The organism is Algoriphagus pacificus, from assembly GCF_017254845.1.
GTDB lineage: Bacteria > Bacteroidota > Bacteroidia > Cytophagales > Cyclobacteriaceae > Algoriphagus > Algoriphagus pacificus.
This window is the reverse complement of the sequence record NZ_JAFKCU010000003.1, coordinates 316,754-341,381: the sequence shown is the minus strand read 5'-3', so window position 1 is coordinate 341,381 and position 24,628 is coordinate 316,754. Positions and strand designations below refer to the sequence as shown.

The window sequence follows — 24,628 nt, the reverse complement described above, 5'->3', positions numbered from 1 at the left end:
TTGATTTATAAATTTTTAATGATAATTAATTAAAGCACTTTTGCTTCATTTTTAAGGAGTTTTACCAACTCACCTACATTATCCTTATCAATTAATTTAACAGCTCCTTTAGCTGGAGGGAGCTCATAAGAAGTAGCAGCAGCTTGTGTTTCTGAAGAAACTGCTTCCACCACGTTCAAAGGTTTTGTTCTGGCAGACATGATACCTCTCATATTTGGAATTTTCCATTCTGCTATCGGTTCCTGACAACCTGCAATCAATGGCAAACTAGCTTCCAACATCTCTTTTCCTCCTTCGATTTCACGGGCCATTTTTACAGTCGTGCCATCCACATCCAGTTTCATCACAGGAGAGAAAGAAGGCATATCCAATAATTCACCTACCATTCCGTGAACCATTCCTCCATTGAAATCAATAGATTCTCTTCCCATCAAAATCAGATCATAAGATCCTTCTTTGGCATAATGTGCAATTTGTTTTGCTACAAAAAATGAATCTTTAGGGAAAGAATTAACACGGATGGCTTCGTCGGCGCCTATTGCTAGAGCTTTTCTCAAAGTAGGTTCAGTTTCAGCTTCTCCTACATTTAGCACTGTTAGTTTTCCACCAGTCTGGTCTCTTAATTCAACAGCTCTTGCCAAAGCATAGTCATCGTAAGGTCCAATTATAAATTGAACACCTGTGGAATCAAACTTGGTATTATCGGCAGTAAACTGAATCTTAGAGGTCGTATCTGGAACGTGTGTGATACAAACAAGAATCTTCATTGGTTTAGAATTAGATTATTTTAGATTTATTTCGTGTGAAATTAACAGTAAGGAGCTAATTAAAAAAACTATTCATGGGCAATTTAGATCGAATGGAGCTATTAAAAGGCTTCACCAAAGAAGAGCCGGAAAACCCTTTTAACTGGTATGCTTTGGCACTGGAGTACCTAGAAGTTGATGCCCCAAAAGCTGCCTCGTTATTTGACTTACTTTTAAAGGACTTTAGCTCCTATTTACCAACCTATTACACGGCAGCGCAGTTTTTTGCTGAAAACAATGAGATTGAAAAAGCTAAAAAAACCTTCGAAAATGGGTTGATTTTGGCAGAATCCCAGCAAGAATTAAAAGCCTTAAAAGAATTGAAAAACGCTTACCAAAACTTTTTATTCGAGAACGATTTTGACTAGGATCAAATTTTAAATTGTGCTGGAAGATGACTTGCCAAGACTTCCTGAGCCCCAGCAGCAAAACCCAAATCATATAATTTCTGGCAATTTTTAGCATTGTCCATCGCTGCCAAGTTGTCGATTTCAGATTGTGTATAAGGTTTTGTTGGATTAAATCTCCTGTTCATTTCATCTACATCCAAAAACACATTGTAACGCAAATAGGTGATCAACCCCTTTTTCCGATTAGGATCATCAGATAGTATATCCTCATCCAAAATGCCCACTTCCCTATCTATTTCAAAACCCGTTTGAGAATTTGAAAGCCACTGCATGATCAGCTGATTATGCCAGCTCGCATCCTGCATAAACATATCAGGAAGATTCGAAGCCCAGTTGAGCAAATGGCTTTTACTGATTTTTTGAGGTAGCTTTTTCCATTTCGTCATGCCTGTTCCCACAGAAACAACCATTAAATTATCCTCTCCCATAGGCCATCGATAAGGAAATCCTTTAAGCGTAGCCACCATCAGCATCTGGAGTGAAGGATTATTTGCCATGCTCACCCCTCCATCTACAAATGCGGCAAAACCATTATCTCCTCCCACCTCGATGGATTGAGGCAAAAAATAGGTGGGAGCAGCAGCACTGGCTCTTACACATTTCCAGATAGGCAAATTCTTATTATCCCCATCCCCTGTATCATAAAACTTACCCATTGGATGGTTATTCAAAGGCCAGACACTGTTTGTATCGGCTCTTTTCGCTACAATCACTAAAGCGGTTTTTATCTTTTCCTGATCTCCCAAAAGAGTATCGCCAAATACATTTTGAAGCTCTTGCACCAAGGCTTTATCATCGTATTTAGCTTTGAAAAGATCATCAATTTCGAAAATCTTGTACCATTTATACTTCTTTCCAAAAATCTTAGTGCCCAACTCGAAATACTTTTGCTTGATCTCATCCACAGACATCCCAATCGCCAAGGCGGCAGCAATGATGGAGCCTGTACTGGTACCACCAATCATATCAAAGTAATCCGAAAGTAAGAGCTTTTCATTTTGATGCTGCTTTCTAAGGAGCTCTTCCAGATGTTTCAGATAGCCTAAAGAAAGTGCTCCTCTGATACCTCCCCCGTCTAAAGCAAGGATTCTTTTGGGACCAACTGGTTCAAGTTTTTGTGCAAGCGTTTTCATAAAAATTGTTTTTAAGGAGCTTAAGAAAAGATTTGTTCATCAATTTACTAAATTGAGTGCTTGGACATTCAATCAAAGCGATTTTTCCTATGATTTCTCAGCAAGAAATGTTAAAACATTTTTTACCAATCCTTGAAAATAAGGGGGTTACCTATCAAAAGAAGAGCCTCATCAAGGCAAGAAAGGCTGTTCCAGGGACTTTGATCATCACTCGAACAAATGATGGGGATGAAACGAAAAACACTGCAAAAGCTGGAGATTGGTTGGTTGAAAATCAAACTTCCTCCTCAGAACAATACCTAGTAAAACCTGAAGTCTTTGAGAAAAAATACAAGTTGATCCAATCTCTTGAGAAAGGTTGGGGATGCTATCAACCAATCGGTAAAATAACAGCAATAGAAATCAATGCTGATGATTTGGCCTTTTTTGGAAAAACAGACTGCATGGAATTTGAGGCTCCTTGGAACGAGCTAACTCTGCTTCGTGTCAATGATTTTTTAGTCACTCCACCAGAAAAAAATGAAATCTACAGGATTGCTAAAAAGGAATTCTTTGAGACTTATGAAAAAGTCTAAGGAGTCAAAACTATCTTCCCTAACTGCTTCCCAGCTTTCATCCGATCAAACGCTTCTTCTGCCTGCTCAAAAGTAAAAACATGATCAATGATTGGTTTGATTTCATGATCTTTTATAAAAGAAACCATCTCCTCAAAATCTTGATCAGATCCCATGGTAGTTCCTATGATTTTAATCTGATTCCAAAAGACTTTTCTAGCGATCAAAGTTGAAGGATTACCTCTTGTAGCACCATAGAAAACAATCTTTCCTCCCGGTTTTACCACATTGATAAGATTATTTAAAGCATCTCCAGCAGCAGAATCAATAATTAAATCGAAGCCCTCGCTTTCTTTAAGAGCATTTTCAACCCAATCCTCTTTTGTATAATCGTAGACCGAAATTGCGCCAAGTTCTTTAGCCACATTTCGTTTTTCTTCACTACTGCTACTTGCATAAACTTTCGCTCCTGCAGCTTTTGCAAACTGAAAAGCAAACTGAGCTACTCCTCCTCCGAAACCTGTAATCAGGACTTTTTCATTGGATTTTAATTGACCTTGATAGAATAAAGCTCTAAAAGCTGTCAACCCTGCCAAAGGCAAAGCTCCAGCTTCTTCAAAAGATAAATGCTTTGGCTTTAGATGAAGCCTATCTACAGATACAATTACTTTCTCTGCTAAAGTCCCATTCCTCGGCATTCCAAGAATCTGGAAATCCTTACTTTGCACTTTTTGATCTTCACCCCAGTTGATAGCTGGATTGATGATTACTTCTTTTCCTATCCACCCTAAATCAATTCCTTCAGCAACTTCTTCAACAATACCTGATCCATCAGAACCTAGAATTACTCCTTCGTTGATATTTGGATAAAGACCTTGACGACACCATTCATCGCGATGGTTCAGAGCTGCTGCTTTGATTGCCACCAAGACTTCACCATTTTCCAAAGGCCTAACAGGCACATCCTCTAATTTCAATTTAGAAGATGTGGTAAAATTAAGAGTAACAGCTTTCATAACTTAAAAATCTACAGGGGAATTAGGACGATTCAAAAGATCATCGGTGTCATCAAAATCATTATTAGCCTTGCTTTGCATTTTCACAGTTTGTCCCGCATCAAAGGAAGAAACACCAGAGGATTGCTTGGAGAAATTAGATGCGTAAACTGGTTGGTTCATGGCTGGTGATCCAAAATGATCCAAATCCTGGAACTTTGTATAACGTCCGATAAATCGAAGTTTTACAGTATCCAAAGAACCATTTCTATGTTTTGCGATAATCACTTCCCCAACTCCTTGGGTAGAATTATGCTCCTCATCTTCTGTGATTCCATAATATTCTGGTCGGTAAAGGAACATAACCATATCAGCATCTTGCTCGATGGCTCCAGATTCCCTCAAATCGGATAATTGAGGACGCTTATCTCCACCCCTTGTTTCTACCGCTCTGGAAAGCTGCGAAAGTGCAATGACTGGAACGCTCAATTCTTTTGCGATTTTCTTCAAGGCACGGGAAATACTTGCAATTTCCTGTTCACGGTTTCCGCCGCCTCCTCCTTTGGAATCACCTGACATCAACTGCAAGTAATCAATTACAATCATTTGAATGTCGTGCTGTGCTTTAAGCTTTCTACACTTAGCTCTAAGTTCCAGAATTGACAAAGCAGGCGTATCATCCACAAACAAAGGAGCTTTAGACAACTTAGCTGTTTTATGTACAAGCTGAGCCCATTCGTGATCTTCCAAGGATCCTTTTTTGATTTTCTCCGAATCCAATTCTGCTTCCGAACTGATCAAACGATTAACCAACTGAACAGAGGACATTTCCAGAGAGAAAATGGCAACTGGCTTATTATGATCCACAGCTGCATTTCTCAATACAGACAAAACGAAAGCTGTTTTACCCATCGCAGGACGTGCTGCAATGATCACCAAATCAGATTTTTGCCAACCGGAAGTAACTCTATCCAAAGCAGTAAATCCTGATGGAACACCTGTCAAACCATCTTTCTGATCTCTTCTTGACTCAAGTTCAATGATAGCTTCCCTCATGATGGATTTCATGTCGGAATAATTCTTTCTGATATTCTTTTCAGAAATTTCAAAAAGTGACTGCTCCATTTTATCCAAGAGCTCAAAAACATCGGTAGTATCCTCGTAAGCATCCTTTTGTATTTCAGAAGAAATTCGGATCATCTCACGCTTAATGGATTGCTCAGTGATAATTCTGGCGTGATACTCAATATTAGCTGCAGAAGCAACTTTAGAGGTAAGCTCTGTGACATAAAACGCTCCACCTGCAATCTCCAAAGTCCCATTTCTACGAAGTTGATTGGTGACGGTCAACAAATCAATCGGTTGACTATCTGTAAACAAATCCAGAATAGCCTGAAAAATAACCTGATGAGAGTCCTTGTAAAAACTCTCCACTTTCAAAATATCAATGACATTAGTCAAAGCATCTTTCTCAAGCATTAAAGCACCTAAAACTGCTTCCTCAAGATCTACTGCCTGAGGAGGCATTTTTCCCAACATATTGGGAACATTAGAGACGCCAGGTTTTCGGGTAATTCGGGGATTGCTACTTTTCTCAGTCATATTAACAAATGTATGGTCTTCCGACCATGAGTTTTAAACAAGTTTTGCCATACTTATCAACATTAATAAGAAGCAAAAATCAAGCCTTGGGTTTAATTCAGATTATTTATAGTACACCCCATTTCTAAAACCCCTGAACATACTGCAAAGCATGGCCCAGGAAAAGTGCCATAGCATTTCAGAAAAGGGAATATTGAAGACTTTCATTCCTAAAACAGGAACATCCAGCATGCCATAGGTATCCCAGAAATGAGGGAAAAGGATGTTGAAATTGATGTAATAAATAACAAAAGAAATGGCTAGCATGGCAAAGGCCGAAATTATTGATTGACCAATGAGGTCTGGTCTTTTGAACCAAATATAAATGGATAGAACTAAGAAGATCAGAAAAGTCACATAGCCAGAATGAATCCCAAGTCCAACACTGAAAACGGTCAAGCTGAAACAAGCCAATACAAACATGAAGAAAAACTGCCTGTTAACTGCTTTGGACTGCCTGCTTTGATCTATTTCTCTTTTGGTAAAAGATGAATAAATATACCCTCCTACGCCAAATAGTGCGAAACCAATAATATAATCCTCAATGCCTATTATACCGGTGCCGAAGATTGTCGGTGGCCTCCAATAATCTCTGAAATACCATAATTCAGCAATCATTCCCATCATTCCCCCTGCTACACCAACTTTGATCATGCCCTTTTTCCAAGGATTTTTCCAAAATACAATTCCCCAGACGATCATGTACATCATGGCAAGACTGAGGTAGGCGTATTTATCTGGAATCATAAAACGAAAATCGGATATGAAATTAGCTAAAATGTAGGAGCCTCAAAAAATTGTTCGAATATTGAATCGTTAAGTCCTCAGCACCCGACTTTTATTTTTAAGTTTGAAAATCCAAAGAAAGCTAAAGAAACCAACTTATATGAAAAAATATCATTTCATCGCTGTAGGTGGAGCAGTCATGCATAACCTAGCACTAGCCTTAGTAGAAAAAGGATATCAGGTGACAGGATCAGATGACGAGATTTACGAACCATCAAGAACAAGGCTAGAAAAAGCTGGAATTTTACCGAAAGCCTATGGTTGGTTTCCAGAAAAAATCACTTCAGAGCTAGATGGAATTATCTTGGGAATGCATGCAAGAATTGACAATCCCGAACTTCAAAAAGCCCAAGAACTCGGAATTCCAGTCTATTCATTTCCTGAATTCATTTACAATCAAAGCAAAGATAAAAAACGAGTAGTAATAGCCGGTTCCCATGGAAAAACATCTATTACCTCGATCATTTTGCATGTTTTAAAGGATCAGAAAGTTGATTTCGATTACTTAGTTGGAGCTCAAATCGAAGGATTTAATCTCATGGTTAGGCTATCTGATGCTCCAATTATTATTATTGAAGGCGATGAATATTTGACTTCTCCAATAGACAGGACACCTAAATTCTTCCATTACAAGCATGACATTGCTCTGGTTAGCGGTATTGCTTGGGACCATTACAATGTTTTTCCTGATTTCAATGAATACAAAGAGCAATTCAGGCTTTTTATGGAAACTACTCCTGAGTCTGGAGAATTGATCTATTGCGAAGCAGATAAGCTAGTAAAACAAGCGGCAGAGCAAGTGGAAATTGAAGCTGTCAAAACTCCATATAAGGCACATCCTGCGATCATAGAAAATGGTAAAACCTTCCTGAAAACTGAAAACGGCCTGATTCCTATTCAGATCTTTGGAGAGCATAACCTTCAGAATCTCCAAGGTGCCATGTACATCTGCTTGTCTTTGGGATTGACGGCAGCACAGTTTTATGATTCTATCAGTAAATTTAAAGGAGCTGCAAAAAGGCAGGAGTTAATGGCCAGTAATGACAATTCAGCTCTATATAGGGATTTTGCTCATGCCCCTTCTAAACTAATGGCAACGGCAAATGCTGTTAAAGCTCAGTTTCCTGAAAGAACCTTGATTGCTGTTCAAGAGCTTCACACCTACTCTTCCTTGAATAAAGAGTTTTTACCAAATTATGAAGGTTCCATGGATGCTGCGGATATCGCCGTAATCTATTTAAACCCTCATGCTGCAGCTTTGAAAAAGCTTGAATTAATGGATGAGGAAACCTTGAGAAATGGCTTCAAGCGTTCTGATTTGATATTATTCACTGATAGTTCAGAGCTTAAAAAGTTTTTGCTTTCACAGGATTACTCCAAAACCAACTTATTGTTAATGTCCTCCGGGAATTACGACAACATGGATTTGGATGAATTGAAAGCAAAATTCAATTAACTTATAAAAGATTTTCTTGTCGGAATTTTTTCGGTGAGTCAACGTAAAACCCTAAGAAATGAAATTAAATCTCAGAAATTCCATTGCATTTTTTGATTTGGAAGCCACTGGAACCAATATTTCCACAGATAGAATTGTAGAAATTTCCATAGTCAAACTCAATATCGATGGTGGTCAAGAAATCTATACACGACGAGTAAATCCAGGAGTACCGATTCCTCTAGAAGCATCCCTGATCCATGGACTTTATGATAAGGATGTAAAAAACGAACCCTCATTCAAGGATATTTCGAAGGAAGTTTTCCAGTTTATCGGCCAATCCGACCTTTCTGGTTTTAATGTATTGAAATATGACATCCCTCTTCTAGTGGAAGAATTCCTTAGAGCAGGAATCGAATTTGACCTTGACAAAAGAAACCTGCTCGATGCCCAAAAGATTTTTCATTTGATGGAAAAGAGAAATCTGACAGCAGCCTATAAATTTTACTGTGGCAAAACCCTTGAAAATGCGCATAGTGCAGAAGCGGATACTTTGGCAACTCTTGATGTTTTTAGAGCTCAAGTAGAACGATATGTTGGTGAAGAAGCTATTGATCTTCAAGGAAATAAGCTTGGAGTTTTTGAAAACGACATGAAAAAAATCCATGACCTGGTCAATGAAAAAATGGTTGATCTTGCAGGTAGGTTTGTCTTTAATAGCCAAGGAGAAGAAGTTTTTAACTTCGGTAAACACAAAGGAAAACCTATCGAACAGGTTTTTAAGGAAGAACCAGGCTACTATGATTGGATGATGCGAGGAGATTTCCCATTAGATACCAAAAGGAAATTAACCCAAGTGAAATTGAGAGGCTTCACAAATAGATAAAAAGAAACCCGGAATTTAAGGTTCCGGGTTTTTCTATTTATTGACCTTTATAATATTTCAAGGCTTCAGGCATCCATTGATTTAGCTTTTTAATTCTATTCTTAGGATCCGGGTGAGTAGATAAGAACTCTGGTGGAGCTTGTCCCCCACTTTGAGCCTGCATTCTTTCCCAGAAAATCGGCGCTTCTCTTGGATCATATCCAGCTAATGCCATAAAAGTAAGACCCAATTCATCAGCTTCAGTTTCGTGTTTTCTGGAGAAACTCAACATCCCTAGTTCGGAACCAATACCTACAGACTGAAGAAAAATAGACTGTGTTAAAGTTGGATTCTGACCGATGGCAGAGGATAATACGCTTACACCAAAATTGGCAAGAAGACCATTTGACATTCTTTCTCTAGAATGCGCCGCAACTGCATGAGCAATTTCATGGCCCATAACTACCGCAATCCCAGTTTCTGTTTGGGTAATAGGCATGATACCAGTATAGAAGGCTACTTTACCTCCCGGCATACACCAAGCATTTACTTGATCACTTTGCAAAAGGTTAAATTCCCACTGGAAATTATCTGCTATATCTGCGTAACCTTGGGATCTCAAATAGTCCTCAACAGCTTTTGCCATCCTGTTCCCCACTTTGAGAACTTTTTGCCCGTCGGCCGTATTTGTTACCACTTTATTTTCTTTCAATACCTGATCGTATTGCTCATTTACCAAAGGCTGAATTTCTTCACTGGAAACCAATGCCAGTTGCGATCTGCCTGTCAAAGGAACTTTTGCACAGGCGTATGCAATCATTCCGATTCCAAAAATTATTGCTAGTTTTTTCATTTTGTTGGTTGTTTTTCTTTTCTATTTTCAAATAGAATACCAAAATCAATTCCTGTCCAATTTTTACTAATTTGAAGACAAAATTAAAACATAATGGAATCTTCAGTTTCAACACCTGCCTTAAATGCAGCTGCAAAATCCTATCAATCCAAAATGACAAACCCTTTTGTTTTTTGGTTTGCGATGCTTTTTAAACTTCCAAGCGCAGCATTTTGGGGCTTAAAGGTCAAGACTTTAACGATGGAGAAATGTGAAGTGACGATTCCTTATTCCTGGAAAAGCCAAAATCCATTTAAGTCAATCTATTTTGCAGCACTTGCCGGAGCTGGAGAATTAAGCACAGGGGCATTATGTCAGCTGACACAAGCAGGAAAAGGAAAATTTAGCATGTTGGTCGTGGACTTTAAGGCAGAGTTTCTCAAAAAATCTGATCAAAAAATCACTTTCACTTGTGATCAAGGCTTAGAATTAAATGAACTGATTGATTCATTAGCTCCTCAGGATACCGGTACCATGACTTTGGTTTCTACGGGAAAAAACAAAAGCGGTGAAGTCGTGGCTAAATTCTATGTTACTTGGTCATTTAAAAGAAAATCCTAATTAGACCAGTCTTTTTCCCACTCGATAAATTCTCTTAATCGGGCATAAACTTTTTCACTTGACCAATCCAAAAATTCATGATGCGCATGCATTTGATTGAATTTTATAATCAATGGATCCCATTCTCCTTTATCCAAACGGTAATCTTCCGTGAGGATAGTTTTGATGGAATCTGAATCTATAATTCTTAAATAACCTTCTCTCCTTTTTAAGTATTCAAGCTTCTTGGCATATTCTCTGGCATTTCTGGATTTCTTTGAGAAATAGGAAATCGGTCCATAAATCGCCACACCCCCTTCAGGTGAATCGCGATATCCGGCAGTTACTTGACCTTTGTTCGAAGCAAGAGATTTTTCTTCATTAGGATCGACCAGGGTTAATTTTCCATCCTTGAACCGAAAAGAATAAGGTTCTGCATTCACCTCAAATGTTGGAAGTAGCCTAGCTCTATCCTGAATCTGGATCTGAAGATACCGCTCTTCTGCCAAAGCAAAACGCTGCTCAATAAATCCAGGAAACGAAATCAATAAAGTATCTCCTTCAGATGCTTTCACATTGAAATAACCTCTTGTATTGGTAGAATCTGAGGATGACTTACCCAGAACTGAAACAGAAACTCCTTCCAAATAACTCATGTCATTTGCATCGAGGATATTGCCAGAATAGGATACTTGGGGAAATGCCAGCCTACTGATAAGAAAAAAGAAAAGGATAAAACTGAGTGATTTCATTCATTCAAATTTATCCCTGTTTACTGAAAGGCAGAAATTTATCGCGTTAAAGAAACTTAAGCCACTTATTCTTCTATTCTGATTAATTTATCTGTACCCAAAAACTCAGGCTTTTCTGTTCGATACCAGGTCCTATTTGCAGGAATTTTCATGCCTTTATACTCCTCCTCTCCTTCTAGGTAAATAATTTCACCCACTTGATTGGGTTCGTCCTTATAAAACTTATAGGCAACCATGCGGTAAGTTTCTGGCTCGAAATAGAAGTACCAAATATCCTGTTCATAAGGAACTCTCACCACCTGATAAGTAACACCATTCAAAACCTCTTCTTTTATCTCATCTTCTATTACAGTTCCAGCATCGTTTAATTTCATTGGCAGTCCCCATAAATAGGTGTAATAATTTCTCATTCTTAATGCTCGTTCCTTTTCTATTTCTCCTTTTGTCACTTGCACAGAATCACTCCAAACATCAAATTCCAATGCTTCTATTTTGTAGGACAAATGCGAATTGGCATTATCAATTAAAAACTTGTAGGATCTTGAATCTCTGCCGGGAGGCAAACTATCTTCAAGAATAAAACTAGCCGATAGAGTTGACCAAATGCCTCTTGGATCGTGGTATTGTATAGATTTTTCAACCAATTCTCTCCCAGTTGAGGGAGTTTTTGACTGACAGGATGCCAAAGCAAAAATGGCTACTAAAACAAGTGAAGAAAATTTCATAGAAATACTTTTTACGAATCTAATTAATTTGCACAAATGGAATTGAAACTAACCCGAATAGCTCCTACTCCCAGTGGTTTTTTACACCTAGGAAATCTATATTCTTTTCTTCTGACAAAAGCCTTGGCTGAAAAGCATCAAGCTAAGATTTTGCTTCGAATTGACGATCTTGACAGAGATAGGTACAGACAGGAATACGTTCAGGATATTTTTGACACCTTGGATTTTATGGAAATAGGCTATGATTTAGGGCCTAAAACCATCAAAGAGTTTGAATCAGAATGGTCTCAAATCCACCGGATGAATTCCTATTTGGATGCTTTGGATAAACTTCGGGATGCCAAAGTACTTTTTGCATGTGACTGTACCAGAAAACGAATCCAGCAATTGGATTCCTCAGGGTATTATTTAGGCTATTGTCTCGATCGAAGAATTCCTTTGGAAAGGCCTGAAACGGCTTGGAGGTTTAACACATTTTATACGGATTTCATCAAGATGAAAAGCTATCCAGACCAAGAGAAAGCATATACGCTTCCGGAAGATGGAGCATTTTTTATTGTTCGCAAAAAAGATAGACTTCCCGCTTATCAATTGACTTCAGTTGTAGATGACATCCATTATGGAGTTGATTTTATTGTTCGAGGAACAGACCTTTTGAGTTCTTCTTTAGATCAATTGGTAGTAGCAGAAGCTTTGGAAAACAAGGAGTTTAGTCAAATAATTTTCCACCATCATGCTTTATTGAAAGGCCCTAACAAAACAAAACTCTCCAAATCCGAAGGAGCCACTTCCATCCAATTTCTTCGAAATGAGGGCAAAAAACCAAAGGATATCTACCAGATGATCGGTAATTTAATTAATCAGGAAATTTCTGATTTTGAGGATTTTAAAAGAACCCAACTGCCATAAAAAAAGGCTGAACTTGCGTCCAGCCTTCCTTTTACCATATTATTTCTTAATCGTATTTCGCTGGCATTCCAGGTGCCACTTTTGATTTCTCGATAAACTGTCGGATGTCCTCGTTGGAAGTTTTCAAATCTTCAGCTCTTAAGTACATCATATGACCGCTTCTATAGCCGATCCAGGAAATTCTGTCATTCATTCTACCGGTTGGATCGATTTGCCACATGTTATATTTAGCATTAAAGAAATCTGTTCCACCATCATATAGACCAGATTGAACCATCACATGCAAATAAGGATTTTGACGCATGGCTGTTCCCAAATCATAACCTGTGTTTTCATTGGATCTATCCCATGGATGCACTGGACCAAAAAGATTATAAGTCAAATCAGTATTGTATTTCAAGGTTTCTTTAGCATAAATATTAAATGCCGGCGCAAAAGCATGATTCCAAGCTGTCAAAGCTGGATCAAAGTCTGGTCTCGCACCTGTTCCTGCTTGATCAAAACCTTTGTATCGGCTATCCAATCTTCCAATTGTCATTCCCTGATCTCTCAATAATTCTTTCCAGAAAAAGTTGGTTGGAACCATTAGATTATGCTCAAGAACAACCTCCTTACTCAAGCCAGAGTAATGAGCAAATTTTTCAGCAATAGCTTCTCTTTCAGCAGCAGGTAGATTACCTCCTTTTACAATTGCAGGAATTAATTCATCAATCGTAAAAGCTTCCACTTCAGGAAGGAAATCATCCAAATCCTGATTTTGAAGATCCGCATCCAACGCTTTATGATACCAAGCTGTAGCAGCATAATAAGGCAAGTAATTGGCAGTTTTGATTTGTGGACCACGATCTATACCCAAATCTGTCGGAGACACCATGATCACGCCATTAAAGTACATCCAATGCGCACCTTGCAACTGAGCCACAAGTCCTGCCACTCTAGTCGTTCCGTAACTTTCTCCTATCAAATACTTTGGAGAAGCCCATCTACCTTGACGCGTTACAAATGTATTCACCCAATCAGCCAAGTATTTGATATCAGAATTGATTCCAAAGAATGTAGACCTTGGCGTTTCCTCATCAACAATTCTGGAATAACCTGTATTGACGGGATCCACATAAACGATATCAGCTACATCTAGGATTGAGTTTGGATTAGACTTTGTACCATATGGCTGAACTGGGTATCCTTCATCATCAATATTCAGGATAACTGGTCCGGTATAGGCCAAGTGCATCCAGATTGATGCTGAACCAGGTCCTCCATTAAATGAAATTACCAGAGGACGGGTGGTTTTGTCAGAAATGTCAGTTCGCTCGTAATATGTGTAAAACAAGGAAGCAATTGGCATCCCTTTTTCATTCCAAACTGGCTGGGTACCCGCAATGGCTTTGTAAGGGATTTTTTTGCCCTTTATTGTTGTCTCATGGGTTGTCTCAACCTTGGATTCAACTTCTATATGACGCTCAGTTTGTGCCCATGCTAGGCTAAAACATAGCATCAATAGCAATGATAGTATTGGTTTTTTCATAAAGTTGGGGTGTTATTTTAAATCTGAAAATACAAGGTATTCGCTTATTTGCCCCTAAAAATTACACCAATGGGAAGCCGAAAAACTTAATTTTTACTGGTTCCCACCAACCTTGCAATAACAACTGCTGGGTATAAAATCCCAATGGTTGATAAAAAAACGGAAAGCATCTTTGCCATGATTTGAGTTGGATACAAATCTCCAAAACCAACCGTGGTCAATGATACCAAACTGAAATAAATATACTGGGCATAATCCTCATCTATACCTTGAAGATCCCCAACTCCCGCGATTCCTGAACCAGTTATCAAATGGATAATTTCAAACAAGAATGCACCAAGAATCGCAACCAACAAATAGACATTAATGGCTCCAATGATCCTATAAATATTCACCTCTCTATCCCTAAATAAAAGTCTGATATTCAGAAATATAAAAACCAACATATTAAGTATCCCTACTATCCTTTCTGAGAGATAAAACTCAAAATCTAATTCGCTAAATCGAAGTAATCTCAATCCCAATTGTGTAAAGAATAATCCCGAAGTTAAAAAGACTAAGAACCTTTCCCTTGAGGACCAAATTCCCGTAAAAAACATGAATAAAAACACCGTATTCACGAAAATGAAATGGACGTTTTCATATTCGATCAAGATGGGAAGTACAAAAACCGTGAAGACCAGAATAAGCAGCAAGACTCCAAAACTGGCGTCAGTCAGCCAATAGTCTGTAAAGTGCTTGAAAACTCTACGAACTGGTTTTGTTTTTCTTGCTGCTTGGTCAATCATAGATTAAATATACAATGCGCCACTTAAAACATGAACTGCTTGCCCTCTCAAAAGGACACGGTCATCATGTTTTTCCAAATGAAGGATCCCTCCTCTTTTAGATGCCTGAAATGCTTTTAGCGTAAATTTCCCTGTTCGCTGATACCAATAATCCATTAGTGCACAATGCGCAAAACCCGTAACTGGATCCTCATTAATTCCCACATTTGGGCCAAAAAAGCGACTATAAATATCAAAAGGCTCTTTGCCTAAAGCGGTTACAATAATTCCCTCTTCCGAATATGCTGCAATGGTAGGGAAATCAGGAGCAACTGAAACCACGTCTTCATAGCTTTCCAATTCGATGATCCAATTCTTCCGTAGCTGAGAAATTTTCAGAATTTTCTTTCCAAAGAAATTATCCTTGAAATACGGATGAGGCTCCTCAAAAGTAGGAATCAATGGAAAATCCATTTCCAGCCAATCCCCATCGCTTTTTACTTTTAATTCTCCACTTCTAGTTTGAAACCGGATGGATTCTCCTGGATTTGCCCAGCCAGAATGAAGCATATGAAATGCAGATGCAAGTGTGGCATGTCCACAAAGGTCGATTTCCAAAGTTGGAGTAAACCATCTCAAGCCAAAATTACCCGCTTCTTCAGTCCTTTCCACAAAAGCAGTCTCGCTTAGGTTCATTTCCATGGCAATGGTCTGCATTTGATCTGTTGTTAGCTTTTCTTCCAATAGACAAACCGCTGCAGGATTACCTCCAAAGGCTTTATTGGTGAAAGCATCTATTATGGATATTGGAATATTCATTTTCAGTATTTGGTTTTAAAAATTTGATAATGATGCTTGAAATGGCCCGGAATGATCCAAAGTAAGGCACGCGGTGTAATTGGGTTTCCACTGGCTTGGCCAACTAAATCCAAGGTATCTTCGGGTAAAATTCTGATCATTGAAAGTAAAGCCATTCGCTGCGCTTTAAAATCTTCCAAAAGGTATTCGACTGGCACCTGGCCAAATCTCGCATTTAAAACATAAGGATCCTGATCAAATCCTGGTAAAGCAGATTTTTCTCCTCTTGCAAAACACAAAGCTCTAAAAGTCATGATTCGCTCGGTATCAATGATATGCCCCAATACTTCTTTTGCAGTCCATTTTCCTTCGGCATAGGATTTTTCTGCCCATTCTTTCCCTTTTTCCTCAAATAAGGAATTCAATAAATCAATTTGTTCTAGAATTAACTCCTCGTAATTATTACCGGTTAATAAATTGAGGTATGTGGAGTAAAAATTAGAATATTCACCCTTTTTAGGTTGGTTTAGTGTCTTCATGTAAAAGTCGGCTTGTTAAAAGATTTTATGGGTTAAATTTACTCTGAACCCTTAAACTTAAACCAAACATGAATAAATTTTTACTTGGATTATCACTGATTTTCATCAGCCACATTGGATATTCCCAGATTGCAGTCAATCGCAATCCCAAAATCGCAAGCATGGTTTCTGAAATCTCATCCGATTCTTTAGAAAACTATGTTCGCAAATTGGCCTCTTTCACCACACGCCACACATTAAATACCAATGAAACGGATGGGATGCCAGCAGCACAAGCTTATGTTTTGAGTAAGTTCAATTCATTCGCTAAAAAATCCGGTGGAAGAATGACAGCTGAAATCGAAAAATTCACAATTCCTGGAGATGGAAGAAGAATCACTGAAGACTCTCCCGCTGCGAATGTCATTGCCACTCTAAAAGGAACTGATCCTAATGACAAAAGAATTTTTATCGTTTCCGCACACATGGACTCCAGAAATAAAGATGTCATGGATGAGGAAGGAATTGCCCCTGGAGCAAATGATGATGGAAGTGGAACTGCCGCTGTGATCGAATTAGCCAGAGTGATGGCTTCAAGAGAGTTTCCTGCCACCATTCTATTTGTTGCTTTTACTGGAGAAGAAGAAGGTTTGAAAGGAGCCACTTATTTGGCTGACAAAGCAAAAGAACAAGAATGGGAAATCGGAGCTGTTTTAAATAATGATATTGTTGGAAACAGTGAGTCTTCTGGGACATTGATTAAGGATAATTTGAAAATGAGAATTTTCTCAGAAACAATTCCTGCATCTGAAACTGAGAGAGAAGCGCAATTAAGAAGGTACACTGGAGCTGAAAATGACAGCAAATCCAGGCAGTTGGCTAGATATATCAAAGAAGTCGGTGAAAGATATGTGGATCAGTTTGAAGTGAAATTGATTTATAGAGCGGATAGATTTTTAAGAGGCGGAGACCAAACTTCATTTGCTAGAAATGGATTCACAGCTGTTAGAATGTCTGAAATGAATGAGAATTTCTATCATCAGCATGAAAATGTAAGAGTAGAAAATGGTATTCAGTACGGTGATTTACCTGAATTCATGGATTTTGAATACCTGAGAAAAGTAGCTGCTGTAAACATTTCTTCTTTGGCATCTTTGGCTCAGGCACCTTCACAGCCAGAAGAAGTACAAATAGACGTTCGCGGATTAAGTAATTCCTCTATCCTACTTTGGAAAGCTCCTAAAACTGGAAAAGCCAAAGGCTATTATGTGTTGATGAGAGAAACATCCGCACCTACATGGGAGAAAAAATTCTATACAGAGGAGACTACTTTGACTTTACCCTATTCTAAGGACAATTATTTCTTTGCCGTTCAGGCAGTTGGAGAAGATGGTTCTGAATCCTTGCCTGTATTCCCGGTTCCTATGAGCAGGTAATATGGAATTGAACCGATTCTAAATTGGAAAGAAATCCTAGTTTCCGGAAACTGAATGTGGTAAATTATGTTTAAAGAAACAGAAAACACTTGAATCCATGAAAGCAAAAGAAATAGTTACACTACAGCGTTCACTTCTGATCGATACAGAAAAGCTACTCAACAAGCAAGTTGAAATGGAAGGTAAATCCTCTGCCTATTATCTATCAATGGCTTCGTGGTGCCATATGATGGGGTATGAGAATGCAGCCAAATACCTTTACACGCATGCAGATGAAGAGAGGATGCATATGATGAAAATCTTCCATTACATCAACGAAGCTGGAGGACATGCCATTCAACCTGAGATTACTGATATCCGTCATAACTTCAATTCCCTCAGAGAGGTGTTCGAATTGATTTTGGAACATGAAATTAAAGTAACCAAGGCAATCAATACTATTGTGGATCACGCATTTGGAGTAAAGGATTTCGCGACATTCAGCTTTATGCAATGGTATGTTACTGAGCAAAGAGAAGAAGAAACCATGTCAAGACGCGCTTTAGAACTGTTTGATATCATCGGTGAGGAAGGAGTCGGATTATGGACTATCGATCAGGAACTTGGAAAATTACATGCTGCTTCTGCAGGAGTAAATCCTTAAAAGAAACCAAGTATAAAAAAATGAAGCGGCCAAGTGCCGCTTTTTTTGTTTTGTTCACTAATCACCGCACTTTAATTTATTGATTCTTACTAAAAACAGACTTTTAAGCCAGGCTTTAAGCAACAAGAACTAAGTATAAAAACCTACGATTCAAACTGTAGGAAATTATGCTATTTTCTAGTTTTTAAGTTCTTAAAAGCGGTTTCTGACCCGGGAATTGAACTCCTACCTTTCTTAAAAAAAGGTATGAAAACACAATCCACACCCTCCGCTTTTTCACTGAAAAAATGTACCTACATCGCTGCAATCATTTTTATTGGACTTTTATTACTCTGCCATTTATTCAAGGCAAATACCTATCTATTCTTTACTGGTTTGTTTGGAATAGGTTGGCTGCTTTGGACATTTACAGAATATTTTCTGCATCGTTTTGTTATGCATGAGTTCTTAATTCTAAGGTCAAGTTCGAATATAATTGACCATCACAACCACCATAAATCTCCCCAAAACCTGAAAGTCAAAGCAATTCATAGAATTACTTTTTTGATGTTTTTTTTAATTGTCCTTAAGCTTTCCATACAATATGGAGGGTATTCACCGCTAATTGCAGGGTTCCTTTTTGGAATTACGACCTACAATTTCCTTCATTATTTATTGCATCAACCGATTGGAAATTCCCTTTTCCCAAGTATACAAAGAGCCCATATTTTACATCATTACAACCGACCAAACCACGGCTATAGCTTTAGCACTTCTTTTTGGGATAGATTATTCAAGACTTATCCGCCTAAAGAAGACCAAATTACAGAGCAGATGCTATCCAAGTATTTTTCAAAATCCTCCAATTCAAACTTTAAACTGACAGAAACCATGAAATCACATTCAAATATCTTTTCTCTTTTATTGATCATAGTTCTCCTTCTCATCTTAACCAATGCTTGTGTACCGGTATTTTCAGACATGCAGAGTGCCCGAACTTTGGGAAAAGGAAACTTTGAGGTAACGCCTTTTTACACCAATTCAGCAGCTGATTCCGAATCAAAAGGAGTCACCCAAGTCAGTGCTAATCTTGGTATAGGTTTGTCAGAAAACATTGATATCCGAGGTCGTATCTCCCATTTATGGTTTAATGGAGAAGGTGGAGGTGGCTCAACTATTTTCGGCATTGGCCCCAAATTCTCGATGGTTCCAGAGAGACTTTCTTTATTCATTCCAGTAGGAAGCTCATTCGATGTCGACTCATGGCAACTTCAACCTACCCTATTTTACACCCAACCAATAGTTGAAAAAAAGTTTGAAGCTACTTTATCTCCTAAATACATCTTTAACCTTTGTAGAGACTGTAGCGGGTTTTTCGCAACGAATCTTGGGATAGCATACAGTAAAGACTTAACCAAAAATGCAATCAGAGCAGAATATGGAAGGATTTTTTCTGATGGAGGAGGTTTAGGGCAATTCAGTTTAGGCTACTCATTTGTCCTCAGCAAGAAAAATAAATAAAAATATTCGCTATGATAATGACTCCATGAATCCTTAAATAGAGAAACATTCTTATTCAAAAAATCTAAGCTTTTATTGGAATATTTTAAAAATAAAGAATCATTGATTTTTAAAACTTTATTCTAAGTATTTAGTGTTCGCTTATCATTTCTTCTGTTAAAAGAATTTTAACTATATTAATTCAACTGTTTTATAGTTAAACTTTTAGCAAGGTAGATGAAATCAACACTAGATTTTCAAATTGAATTTTTTAATTCATTGAAGACGGTCATTCCTTCTTATTCTTCCATAGTGGATGAGGTCGCCGAAACACTAGAGGTTAGTATTGACAGTGCCTATCGAAGAATCAGAGGAGAAAAATTGTTAAATCTCCATGAGCTTTTTCTGTTGAGTAGAAAATTCAATATTTCAATTGATAAGCTCTTTAGCTTGGGTTCTAATACAATCATTTTCAAAAGCAATCAAAATAATTTTGAGCCAGACAATTTTATCAATTGGATGAAAGACGTGTTGGCTCAATTAGAAATGGTCAAAAGCTTTTCCAAAAAACACATCTATTTTCTTCTAAAAGACATGCCTCCTTGGTACCATTTTTACCATAAGGAACTTGCCTCGTTCAAATTCTTTTTTTGGAAAAAATCTATTCTATATCAAGAGGATAGCAATGGTAAAAAATTTTTAATTGAGGAAAACCAACATCCCGAACTTGCACATCTACAGAATAAAATCTTATCAACATACAATAGGATTGATAGCACTGAAATATGGAATTTAGAAGGGATCAATACCACTTTAAGACAGATTTATCTGTACGAGGAAATGGGATTAATCCCCAATCCTGACGATACTTTAAAGCTGTATTCCTGCTTGATTGAAGTGGTAGATCATTTGGAAAAAATGGCTGAAGCTGGTAAGAAATTCCATTTAGGAAGCTCTCCGGACTCGGAAAGTTCAGACTATCAGTTTTTTGTCAATGAGTTTGTATTGGGTGACAATACTTTTTTCGTAGAGTTGGATGACAATAAAGTAACCTACCTAAATTATAATGTCATTTATTTTATGGGCACATCTGATCAGGAGTTTAATGACGGAATGCATAGGAATATCAAAAACCTGATTAAGAAATCAACCCAAATAAGTCAAGTCGGTGAAAAAGAAAGAAAACAGTTTTTCAACAAACTGAGAAAAAAAATCCAAGCTCAGGCTAACCTCTTCAAAACCACCTTAGAATAAATCTTTCTCTCTATTTAACCTGCACTTTAGTCTGATTTTTCTTACTTTTCAGAGGATAAAAATTAGATTATGAGGTTTCCTAATACATATTTAAGCATTCTTGCTTCTTTCGCTATCGCTGTATCTGCTTGTAGTGAAAAAGAGAAAGAGCAGCAAGAAGAAGAGAAATTAGTGGTGGCTGAAACCCCTACTCCTACAGAGAAAATCGAAGGTATGGTATGGATTCCCGGTGGGGAATTTGTCATGGGAACCAACGAAGCGGATGCTTATCCAGCAGAAAAACCAGCTGTTAATTTGAAAGTCGACGGTTATTGGATGGATACCCATGAGGTTACAAATGAAGAATTTACCGAATTTGTCGATGCGACTGGCTATGTAACTGTTGCCGAAAGAAAACCTGAATGGGAAGAGTTGAAAAAGCAATTACCTCCCGGTACACCAAAACCAGACGAATCTGTTTTAGTTGCTGGCTCCATGGTTTTCTCCCCTCCTCCTTACAAAGTCCCATTACAGGACATTTCCCTTTGGTGGGTTTGGGTAAATGGAGCCAACTGGAGACATCCCGAAGGTCCGGAGTCCTCTATAGAGGGAAGAGAAAAACATCCTGTAGTTCATATTGCCTACGAAGATGCCAAAGCTTATGCTGACTGGGCTGGAAAAAGACTTCCTACTGAAATTGAATGGGAATTTGCGTCACGAGGTGGAATGAACGGAAAACGATTTGCCTGGGGAGATGAACTCACTCCTAATGGGCAATATTTAGCCAATACTTTTCAAGGAAATTTCCCAAATGAAAACCTAGGTAACGATGGATACATCGGTACTTCACCTGTCAAATCTTTTGCTCCTAATACATTTGGATTGTATGACATGATAGGAAACGTTTGGGAGCTTACGGACGACTGGTACGATGCATTGAAATATGCAAGACTTGCTGGACAGGCTCCAAAATTGGATAAGGATATGAACCCATGCTATAATCCTGATAATCCATTTGCAATGGAGCGAGTAATCAAAGGCGGATCTTTTCTTTGCGCTGCAAATTACTGTGTCAACTACAGACCTTCTGCCAGACAAGGTCAAGCCTTCGACTCAGGCACTTCAAATGTTGGTTTCAGATGTGTGAAAGATCCAGAGACGAAAACATTAAGCATGAACTAATATTGATTTTGAATCAAAAAAAGGTGACATTTCTATCAAGTGTCACCTTTTTTATTTGCTAGCATATGAACAAAAAAGTCCTGTTAGTCCTCTTTATTCATTTAGCTTCTATTCCAGAAGGGGTTTGTCAACTAAAAAGTGGATTTGATGCAAAAGAATACCTCAATATCTTGGGAATATTTGCTTACAGTGGAAAAGACAGCGTCTTTTCCAAAGGTATTCCAGTTCCAAGTGATGTAAAAATGATCTATGAATCTCCAACTGTAGGTCTTCAAAACAAGTGGTATTTGTGGGTCAATGAAACTGAAAAAACCGCTATCATCAATATCAGAGGAACAATCCCTGATCCAAGCTCTTGGCTTGAAAATTTTTATGCAGCTATGATTCCTGCAAAAGGTCAAATCAAGCTCAACCCGAATTATACCTTCGATTATGAATTTTCTGAAGACCCAAAAGCTGCGGTTCATGTAGGTTGGACACTTGCTACTGGAGCGCTAATGGAAACCATTCTACCAAAATTAGATGGGCTGATGCGAGAGGGATACGACAACGTTTTAATTACTGGCCATAGCCAAGGCGGTGCGATTGGGTACTTGGTCAGTTCTTATTTGCATACTTTACAGAGGGAAAATAGATGGGGAAAGAAAGTTCAGATCAAAACTATTCTATCTGCTGCTCCCAAGCCAGGAAACCTATTTTTCGCATACGATTATGAAAGAATAAATCAGGGTGGCTGGGCTTTTAATGTGGTTAACCCTGCTGATTGGGTTCCTGAAGTTCCTTTTTCAATTCAAACAGTGAATGATTTCAGTACCACTAATCCATTTTCGGATGTTTCCGGATTCATTAAATCACAGAAATTTCCAAAAAACCTCATTTTCAAAAAGGTTTATAATAAGTTGAATAAGCCAACTAAAAAAGCACAAAAGAACTTTGAAAAATACCTCGGAAAATACGCAGAAAAAGAAGTGGTCAAGCAATTACCGGCCTTTGAGCATCCGGGTTTTTACCAAAGTAATCATTATGTCCGAACAGGAAACTTTGTCATTCTTTATCCTGATCAAGAATACAATCAGACCTATGTCGATGCTCCAGAAAAGTTATTTCAGCATCACATGCTACAACCCTACTTGATGCTTCTGAAAAAGCAATTTCCCGAACTTTAGGATTTTGGATAGCCGTTTACAATACGGGCAATGTACTTGCCGATAATGTCAAACTCTAAGTTTACCAAATCACCGATTTTTAATTGGTGAAAATTGGTATGATCGTAGGTATAGGGAATAATTGCAACCGAGAATTGACCAGGTTTAGAATTGAAGCAAGTCAGACTTGTGCCGTTTATAGTGATAGAGCCTTTTTCAACGGTCACATTTCCGATATGATCGTCGTATTCAATATCAAATAACCAACTTCCATTTTGGTCAGAGATATTTTTCACCCTTCCCACCTGATCCACATGACCTTGGACAATATGCCCATCAAACCTGCCATTAGCGGGCATGCAGCGCTCTAAGTTTACTTTTTTACCAACAACCCACTGGGAAAGATTGGTTTTTTGAATCGTCTCATCAATTGCCGTTACTCTATAAGTTGCAGGAGTTGTTTCCACTACCGTGAGGCAAACTCCATCATGAGCCAAAGATTGATCTATTTTTAATTCAGAAGTCAGAGTTGACTCCAAATCAAAATGAACATTGGTGCCTTCTTTGGTGATTTTTTGGACTGTTCCAAATGATTCGATGATTCCTGTAAACATGCTATTTTATAAACTTCGGGCTTTCAATGAGTAAGCAAAAATTGCCATTTGAGAGTTCAAATTAAGCCAATTATTCTTTTATCTTCGATCAAGAAATTAAATAAGTACCCTCCCGATGCTCAAATTAGAAGATACCTACCTACACAAAGGCAAACGAAAAGCACTAGTTGCTTTGCTTCGTGAAAAAGGAATCAAAAGCGAGAGCGTTTTGAATGCGATCAACCAACTTCCTAGGCATTTTTTCTTCGATTCAGCTTTGATATCACATGCTTATGAAGACAAAGCTTTTCCCATCGGAGAAGGACAAACTATTTCCCAACCTTATACGGTTGCTTTCCAAACTGAACTTTTAAACATCAAACCTGGTGATAAAGTCCTTGAAATTGGAACAGGTTCGGGATATCAAGGAACTATCCTTCATCTATTAGGCGCTGAGGTTTTCACTATTGAGTATCAAAAAAAACTTTACGAAGGGACCAAACGCTTTTTAGGGAGACTAGGAATCGAAATGCATCTATTTTATGGAGATGGTTCTGAAGGTCTTGCAGCACATGCTCCTTATGACAAAATCTTGGTCACAGCAGGTGCCCCAATCGTTCCAAATTCACTTTTAAAACAATTGAAAATCGGGGGTGTTTTGGTTATTCCCGTTGGAGATCGTAAGAGACAGATGATGCTTCGACTCACAAAAAAATCTGAAAAGCAGGTGATTCGTGAAGAATTTGACGGATTTGCTTTCGTTCCTCTTTTGGGTAAAGATGGTTGGAGATAATCCAATGAATGAAAACATTTAGAATCAGAATATTATTCTGTATTTACCTCTTGAATTACCGATTTCAAAA

General features: G+C 38.1%; 26 protein-coding genes. 13 read left to right on the top strand and 13 right to left on the bottom strand.

The window, feature by feature from the left end:
- Positions 1-29: 29 nt before the first annotated feature.
- On the bottom strand, positions 30-767 hold the full coding sequence (locus J0A69_RS14000) for an electron transfer flavoprotein subunit beta/FixA family protein (RefSeq protein ID WP_206587233.1): 738 nt from the start codon (positions 765-767) through the stop codon (positions 30-32).
- A 74-nt stretch (positions 768-841) separates the two neighbouring features.
- Here J0A69_RS14000 and J0A69_RS13995 point away from each other — a divergent pair, with 74 nt between their 5' ends.
- Positions 842-1,174, top strand: coding sequence for a tetratricopeptide repeat protein (locus J0A69_RS13995; protein ID WP_206587232.1), 333 nt, complete (start codon positions 842-844; stop codon positions 1,172-1,174).
- Between the two features lie 2 nt (positions 1,175-1,176).
- Here the strand turns inward: J0A69_RS13995 and J0A69_RS13990 are convergent, their stop codons facing one another.
- Positions 1,177-2,349 carry a patatin-like phospholipase family protein gene (locus tag J0A69_RS13990; protein ID WP_206587231.1) on the bottom strand — a complete coding sequence of 391 codons (1,173 nt, stop codon included), beginning with the start codon at positions 2,347-2,349 and terminating at the stop codon, positions 1,177-1,179.
- 89 nt (positions 2,350-2,438) lie between these two features.
- Here J0A69_RS13990 and J0A69_RS13985 point away from each other — a divergent pair, with 89 nt between their 5' ends.
- Positions 2,439-2,924, top strand: coding sequence for a hypothetical protein (locus J0A69_RS13985; protein ID WP_206587230.1), 486 nt, complete (start codon positions 2,439-2,441; stop codon positions 2,922-2,924).
- Here the strand turns inward: J0A69_RS13985 and J0A69_RS13980 are convergent.
- The 3 genes from J0A69_RS13980 to J0A69_RS13970 all read right to left on the bottom strand — a co-directional run bounded on the left by J0A69_RS13980 (position 2,921) and on the right by J0A69_RS13970 (position 6,286).
- Entirely contained in the window at positions 2,921-3,919 is a 999-nt protein-coding gene (locus J0A69_RS13980; RefSeq protein ID WP_206587229.1) for a quinone oxidoreductase family protein, read from the bottom strand. The two genes, J0A69_RS13985 and J0A69_RS13980, sit on opposite strands and share 4 nt — an antisense overlap.
- A gap of 3 nt (positions 3,920-3,922) precedes the next feature.
- Positions 3,923-5,500 carry a replicative DNA helicase gene (gene dnaB / locus J0A69_RS13975; RefSeq protein WP_206587228.1) on the bottom strand — a complete coding sequence of 526 codons (1,578 nt, stop codon included), beginning with the start codon at positions 5,498-5,500 and terminating at the stop codon, positions 3,923-3,925.
- Between the two features lie 102 nt (positions 5,501-5,602).
- Complete coding sequence (locus J0A69_RS13970) at positions 5,603-6,286, bottom strand: lycopene cyclase domain-containing protein (protein ID WP_206587227.1); 684 nt, start codon at positions 6,284-6,286, stop codon at positions 5,603-5,605.
- Between the two features lie 139 nt (positions 6,287-6,425).
- On the opposite strand from J0A69_RS13970, the gene J0A69_RS13965 reads away from it, so the two are divergent.
- Together J0A69_RS13965 and J0A69_RS13960 are read left to right on the top strand one after the other, a co-directional pair.
- Complete coding sequence (locus J0A69_RS13965; protein ID WP_206587226.1) at positions 6,426-7,781, top strand: UDP-N-acetylmuramate--L-alanine ligase; 1,356 nt, start codon at positions 6,426-6,428, stop codon at positions 7,779-7,781.
- Between the two features lie 58 nt (positions 7,782-7,839).
- Complete coding sequence (locus J0A69_RS13960) at positions 7,840-8,646, top strand: 3'-5' exonuclease (protein ID WP_206587225.1); 807 nt, start codon at positions 7,840-7,842, stop codon at positions 8,644-8,646.
- Positions 8,647-8,683: 37 nt separating this feature from the next.
- Here J0A69_RS13960 and J0A69_RS13955 read toward each other — a convergent pair whose 3' ends face one another.
- Positions 8,684-9,478, bottom strand: a complete 795-nt coding sequence (locus J0A69_RS13955; protein ID WP_206587224.1) for a M48 family metallopeptidase — start codon at positions 9,476-9,478, stop codon at positions 8,684-8,686.
- Between the two features lie 93 nt (positions 9,479-9,571).
- Between J0A69_RS13955 and J0A69_RS13950 the strand changes: the two genes are divergently transcribed.
- Positions 9,572-10,078 (top strand): DUF4442 domain-containing protein, encoded by a 507-nt coding sequence (locus J0A69_RS13950; protein ID WP_206587223.1) that lies wholly within the window; start codon positions 9,572-9,574, stop codon positions 10,076-10,078.
- On the opposite strand, the gene J0A69_RS13945 is transcribed toward J0A69_RS13950, so the two are convergent.
- Positions 10,075-10,809 carry a carboxypeptidase-like regulatory domain-containing protein gene (locus J0A69_RS13945; RefSeq protein WP_206587222.1) on the bottom strand — a complete coding sequence of 245 codons (735 nt, stop codon included), beginning with the start codon at positions 10,807-10,809 and terminating at the stop codon, positions 10,075-10,077. The two genes, J0A69_RS13950 and J0A69_RS13945, sit on opposite strands and share 4 nt — an antisense overlap.
- A 65-nt stretch (positions 10,810-10,874) precedes the next feature.
- Positions 10,875-11,534, bottom strand: coding sequence for a DUF6503 family protein (locus tag J0A69_RS13940; RefSeq protein ID WP_206587221.1), 660 nt, complete (start codon positions 11,532-11,534; stop codon positions 10,875-10,877).
- A 36-nt stretch (positions 11,535-11,570) separates the two neighbouring features.
- Here J0A69_RS13940 and J0A69_RS13935 point away from each other — a divergent pair, with 36 nt between their 5' ends.
- Positions 11,571-12,443 (top strand): glutamate--tRNA ligase family protein, encoded by an 873-nt coding sequence (locus J0A69_RS13935; RefSeq protein WP_206587220.1) that lies wholly within the window; start codon positions 11,571-11,573, stop codon positions 12,441-12,443.
- Between the two features lie 46 nt (positions 12,444-12,489).
- Here J0A69_RS13935 and J0A69_RS13930 read toward each other — a convergent pair whose 3' ends face one another.
- The 4 genes from J0A69_RS13930 to J0A69_RS13915 all read right to left on the bottom strand — a co-directional run bounded on the left by J0A69_RS13930 (position 12,490) and on the right by J0A69_RS13915 (position 16,075).
- A complete protein-coding gene (locus tag J0A69_RS13930; RefSeq protein WP_206587219.1) occupies positions 12,490-13,971 on the bottom strand; it encodes a S10 family peptidase in 1,482 nt (493 codons plus the stop codon).
- A gap of 86 nt (positions 13,972-14,057) precedes the next feature.
- Positions 14,058-14,759 (bottom strand): potassium channel family protein, encoded by a 702-nt coding sequence (locus J0A69_RS13925; RefSeq protein WP_206587218.1) that lies wholly within the window; start codon positions 14,757-14,759, stop codon positions 14,058-14,060.
- 3 nt (positions 14,760-14,762) lie between these two features.
- Positions 14,763-15,557 (bottom strand): PhzF family phenazine biosynthesis protein, encoded by a 795-nt coding sequence (locus J0A69_RS13920; RefSeq protein ID WP_206587217.1) that lies wholly within the window; start codon positions 15,555-15,557, stop codon positions 14,763-14,765.
- 2 nt (positions 15,558-15,559) lie between these two features.
- Positions 15,560-16,075, bottom strand: coding sequence for a DinB family protein (locus tag J0A69_RS13915; RefSeq protein ID WP_206587216.1), 516 nt, complete (start codon positions 16,073-16,075; stop codon positions 15,560-15,562).
- A gap of 68 nt (positions 16,076-16,143) precedes the next feature.
- Between J0A69_RS13915 and J0A69_RS13910 the strand changes: the two genes are divergently transcribed.
- The 6 genes from J0A69_RS13910 (at position 16,144) to J0A69_RS13885 (ending at position 23,193) form a co-directional block, all read left to right on the top strand.
- A complete protein-coding gene (locus J0A69_RS13910; protein WP_206587215.1) occupies positions 16,144-17,490 on the top strand; it encodes a M28 family metallopeptidase in 1,347 nt (448 codons plus the stop codon).
- Positions 17,491-17,587: 97 nt separating this feature from the next.
- A complete protein-coding gene (locus J0A69_RS13905) occupies positions 17,588-18,133 on the top strand; it encodes a ferritin (protein WP_206587214.1) in 546 nt (181 codons plus the stop codon).
- 246 nt (positions 18,134-18,379) lie between these two features.
- The gene (locus J0A69_RS13900) at positions 18,380-19,633 is read left to right on the top strand and encodes a sterol desaturase family protein (protein ID WP_206587213.1); all 1,254 of its coding nucleotides are present in this window, start codon (positions 18,380-18,382) and stop codon (positions 19,631-19,633) included.
- A gap of 216 nt (positions 19,634-19,849) precedes the next feature.
- Positions 19,850-20,866, top strand: coding sequence for a hypothetical protein (locus J0A69_RS13895; protein ID WP_206587212.1), 1,017 nt, complete (start codon positions 19,850-19,852; stop codon positions 20,864-20,866).
- 69 nt (positions 20,867-20,935) lie between these two features.
- Positions 20,936-22,027 (top strand): formylglycine-generating enzyme family protein, encoded by a 1,092-nt coding sequence (locus tag J0A69_RS13890; protein ID WP_206587211.1) that lies wholly within the window; start codon positions 20,936-20,938, stop codon positions 22,025-22,027.
- A gap of 65 nt (positions 22,028-22,092) precedes the next feature.
- The gene (locus tag J0A69_RS13885; RefSeq protein WP_206587210.1) at positions 22,093-23,193 is read left to right on the top strand and encodes a lipase family protein; all 1,101 of its coding nucleotides are present in this window, start codon (positions 22,093-22,095) and stop codon (positions 23,191-23,193) included.
- Here the strand turns inward: J0A69_RS13885 and J0A69_RS13880 are convergent.
- Positions 23,190-23,786: a riboflavin synthase gene (locus J0A69_RS13880; RefSeq protein WP_206587209.1), complete on the bottom strand. Its 597-nt coding sequence runs from the start codon at positions 23,784-23,786 to the stop codon at positions 23,190-23,192. The two genes, J0A69_RS13885 and J0A69_RS13880, sit on opposite strands and share 4 nt — an antisense overlap.
- Positions 23,787-23,901: 115 nt before the next feature.
- Between J0A69_RS13880 and J0A69_RS13875 the strand changes: the two genes are divergently transcribed.
- On the top strand, positions 23,902-24,558 hold the full coding sequence (locus tag J0A69_RS13875; RefSeq protein WP_206587208.1) for a protein-L-isoaspartate(D-aspartate) O-methyltransferase: 657 nt from the start codon (positions 23,902-23,904) through the stop codon (positions 24,556-24,558).
- Positions 24,559-24,628 lie beyond the last annotated feature (70 nt).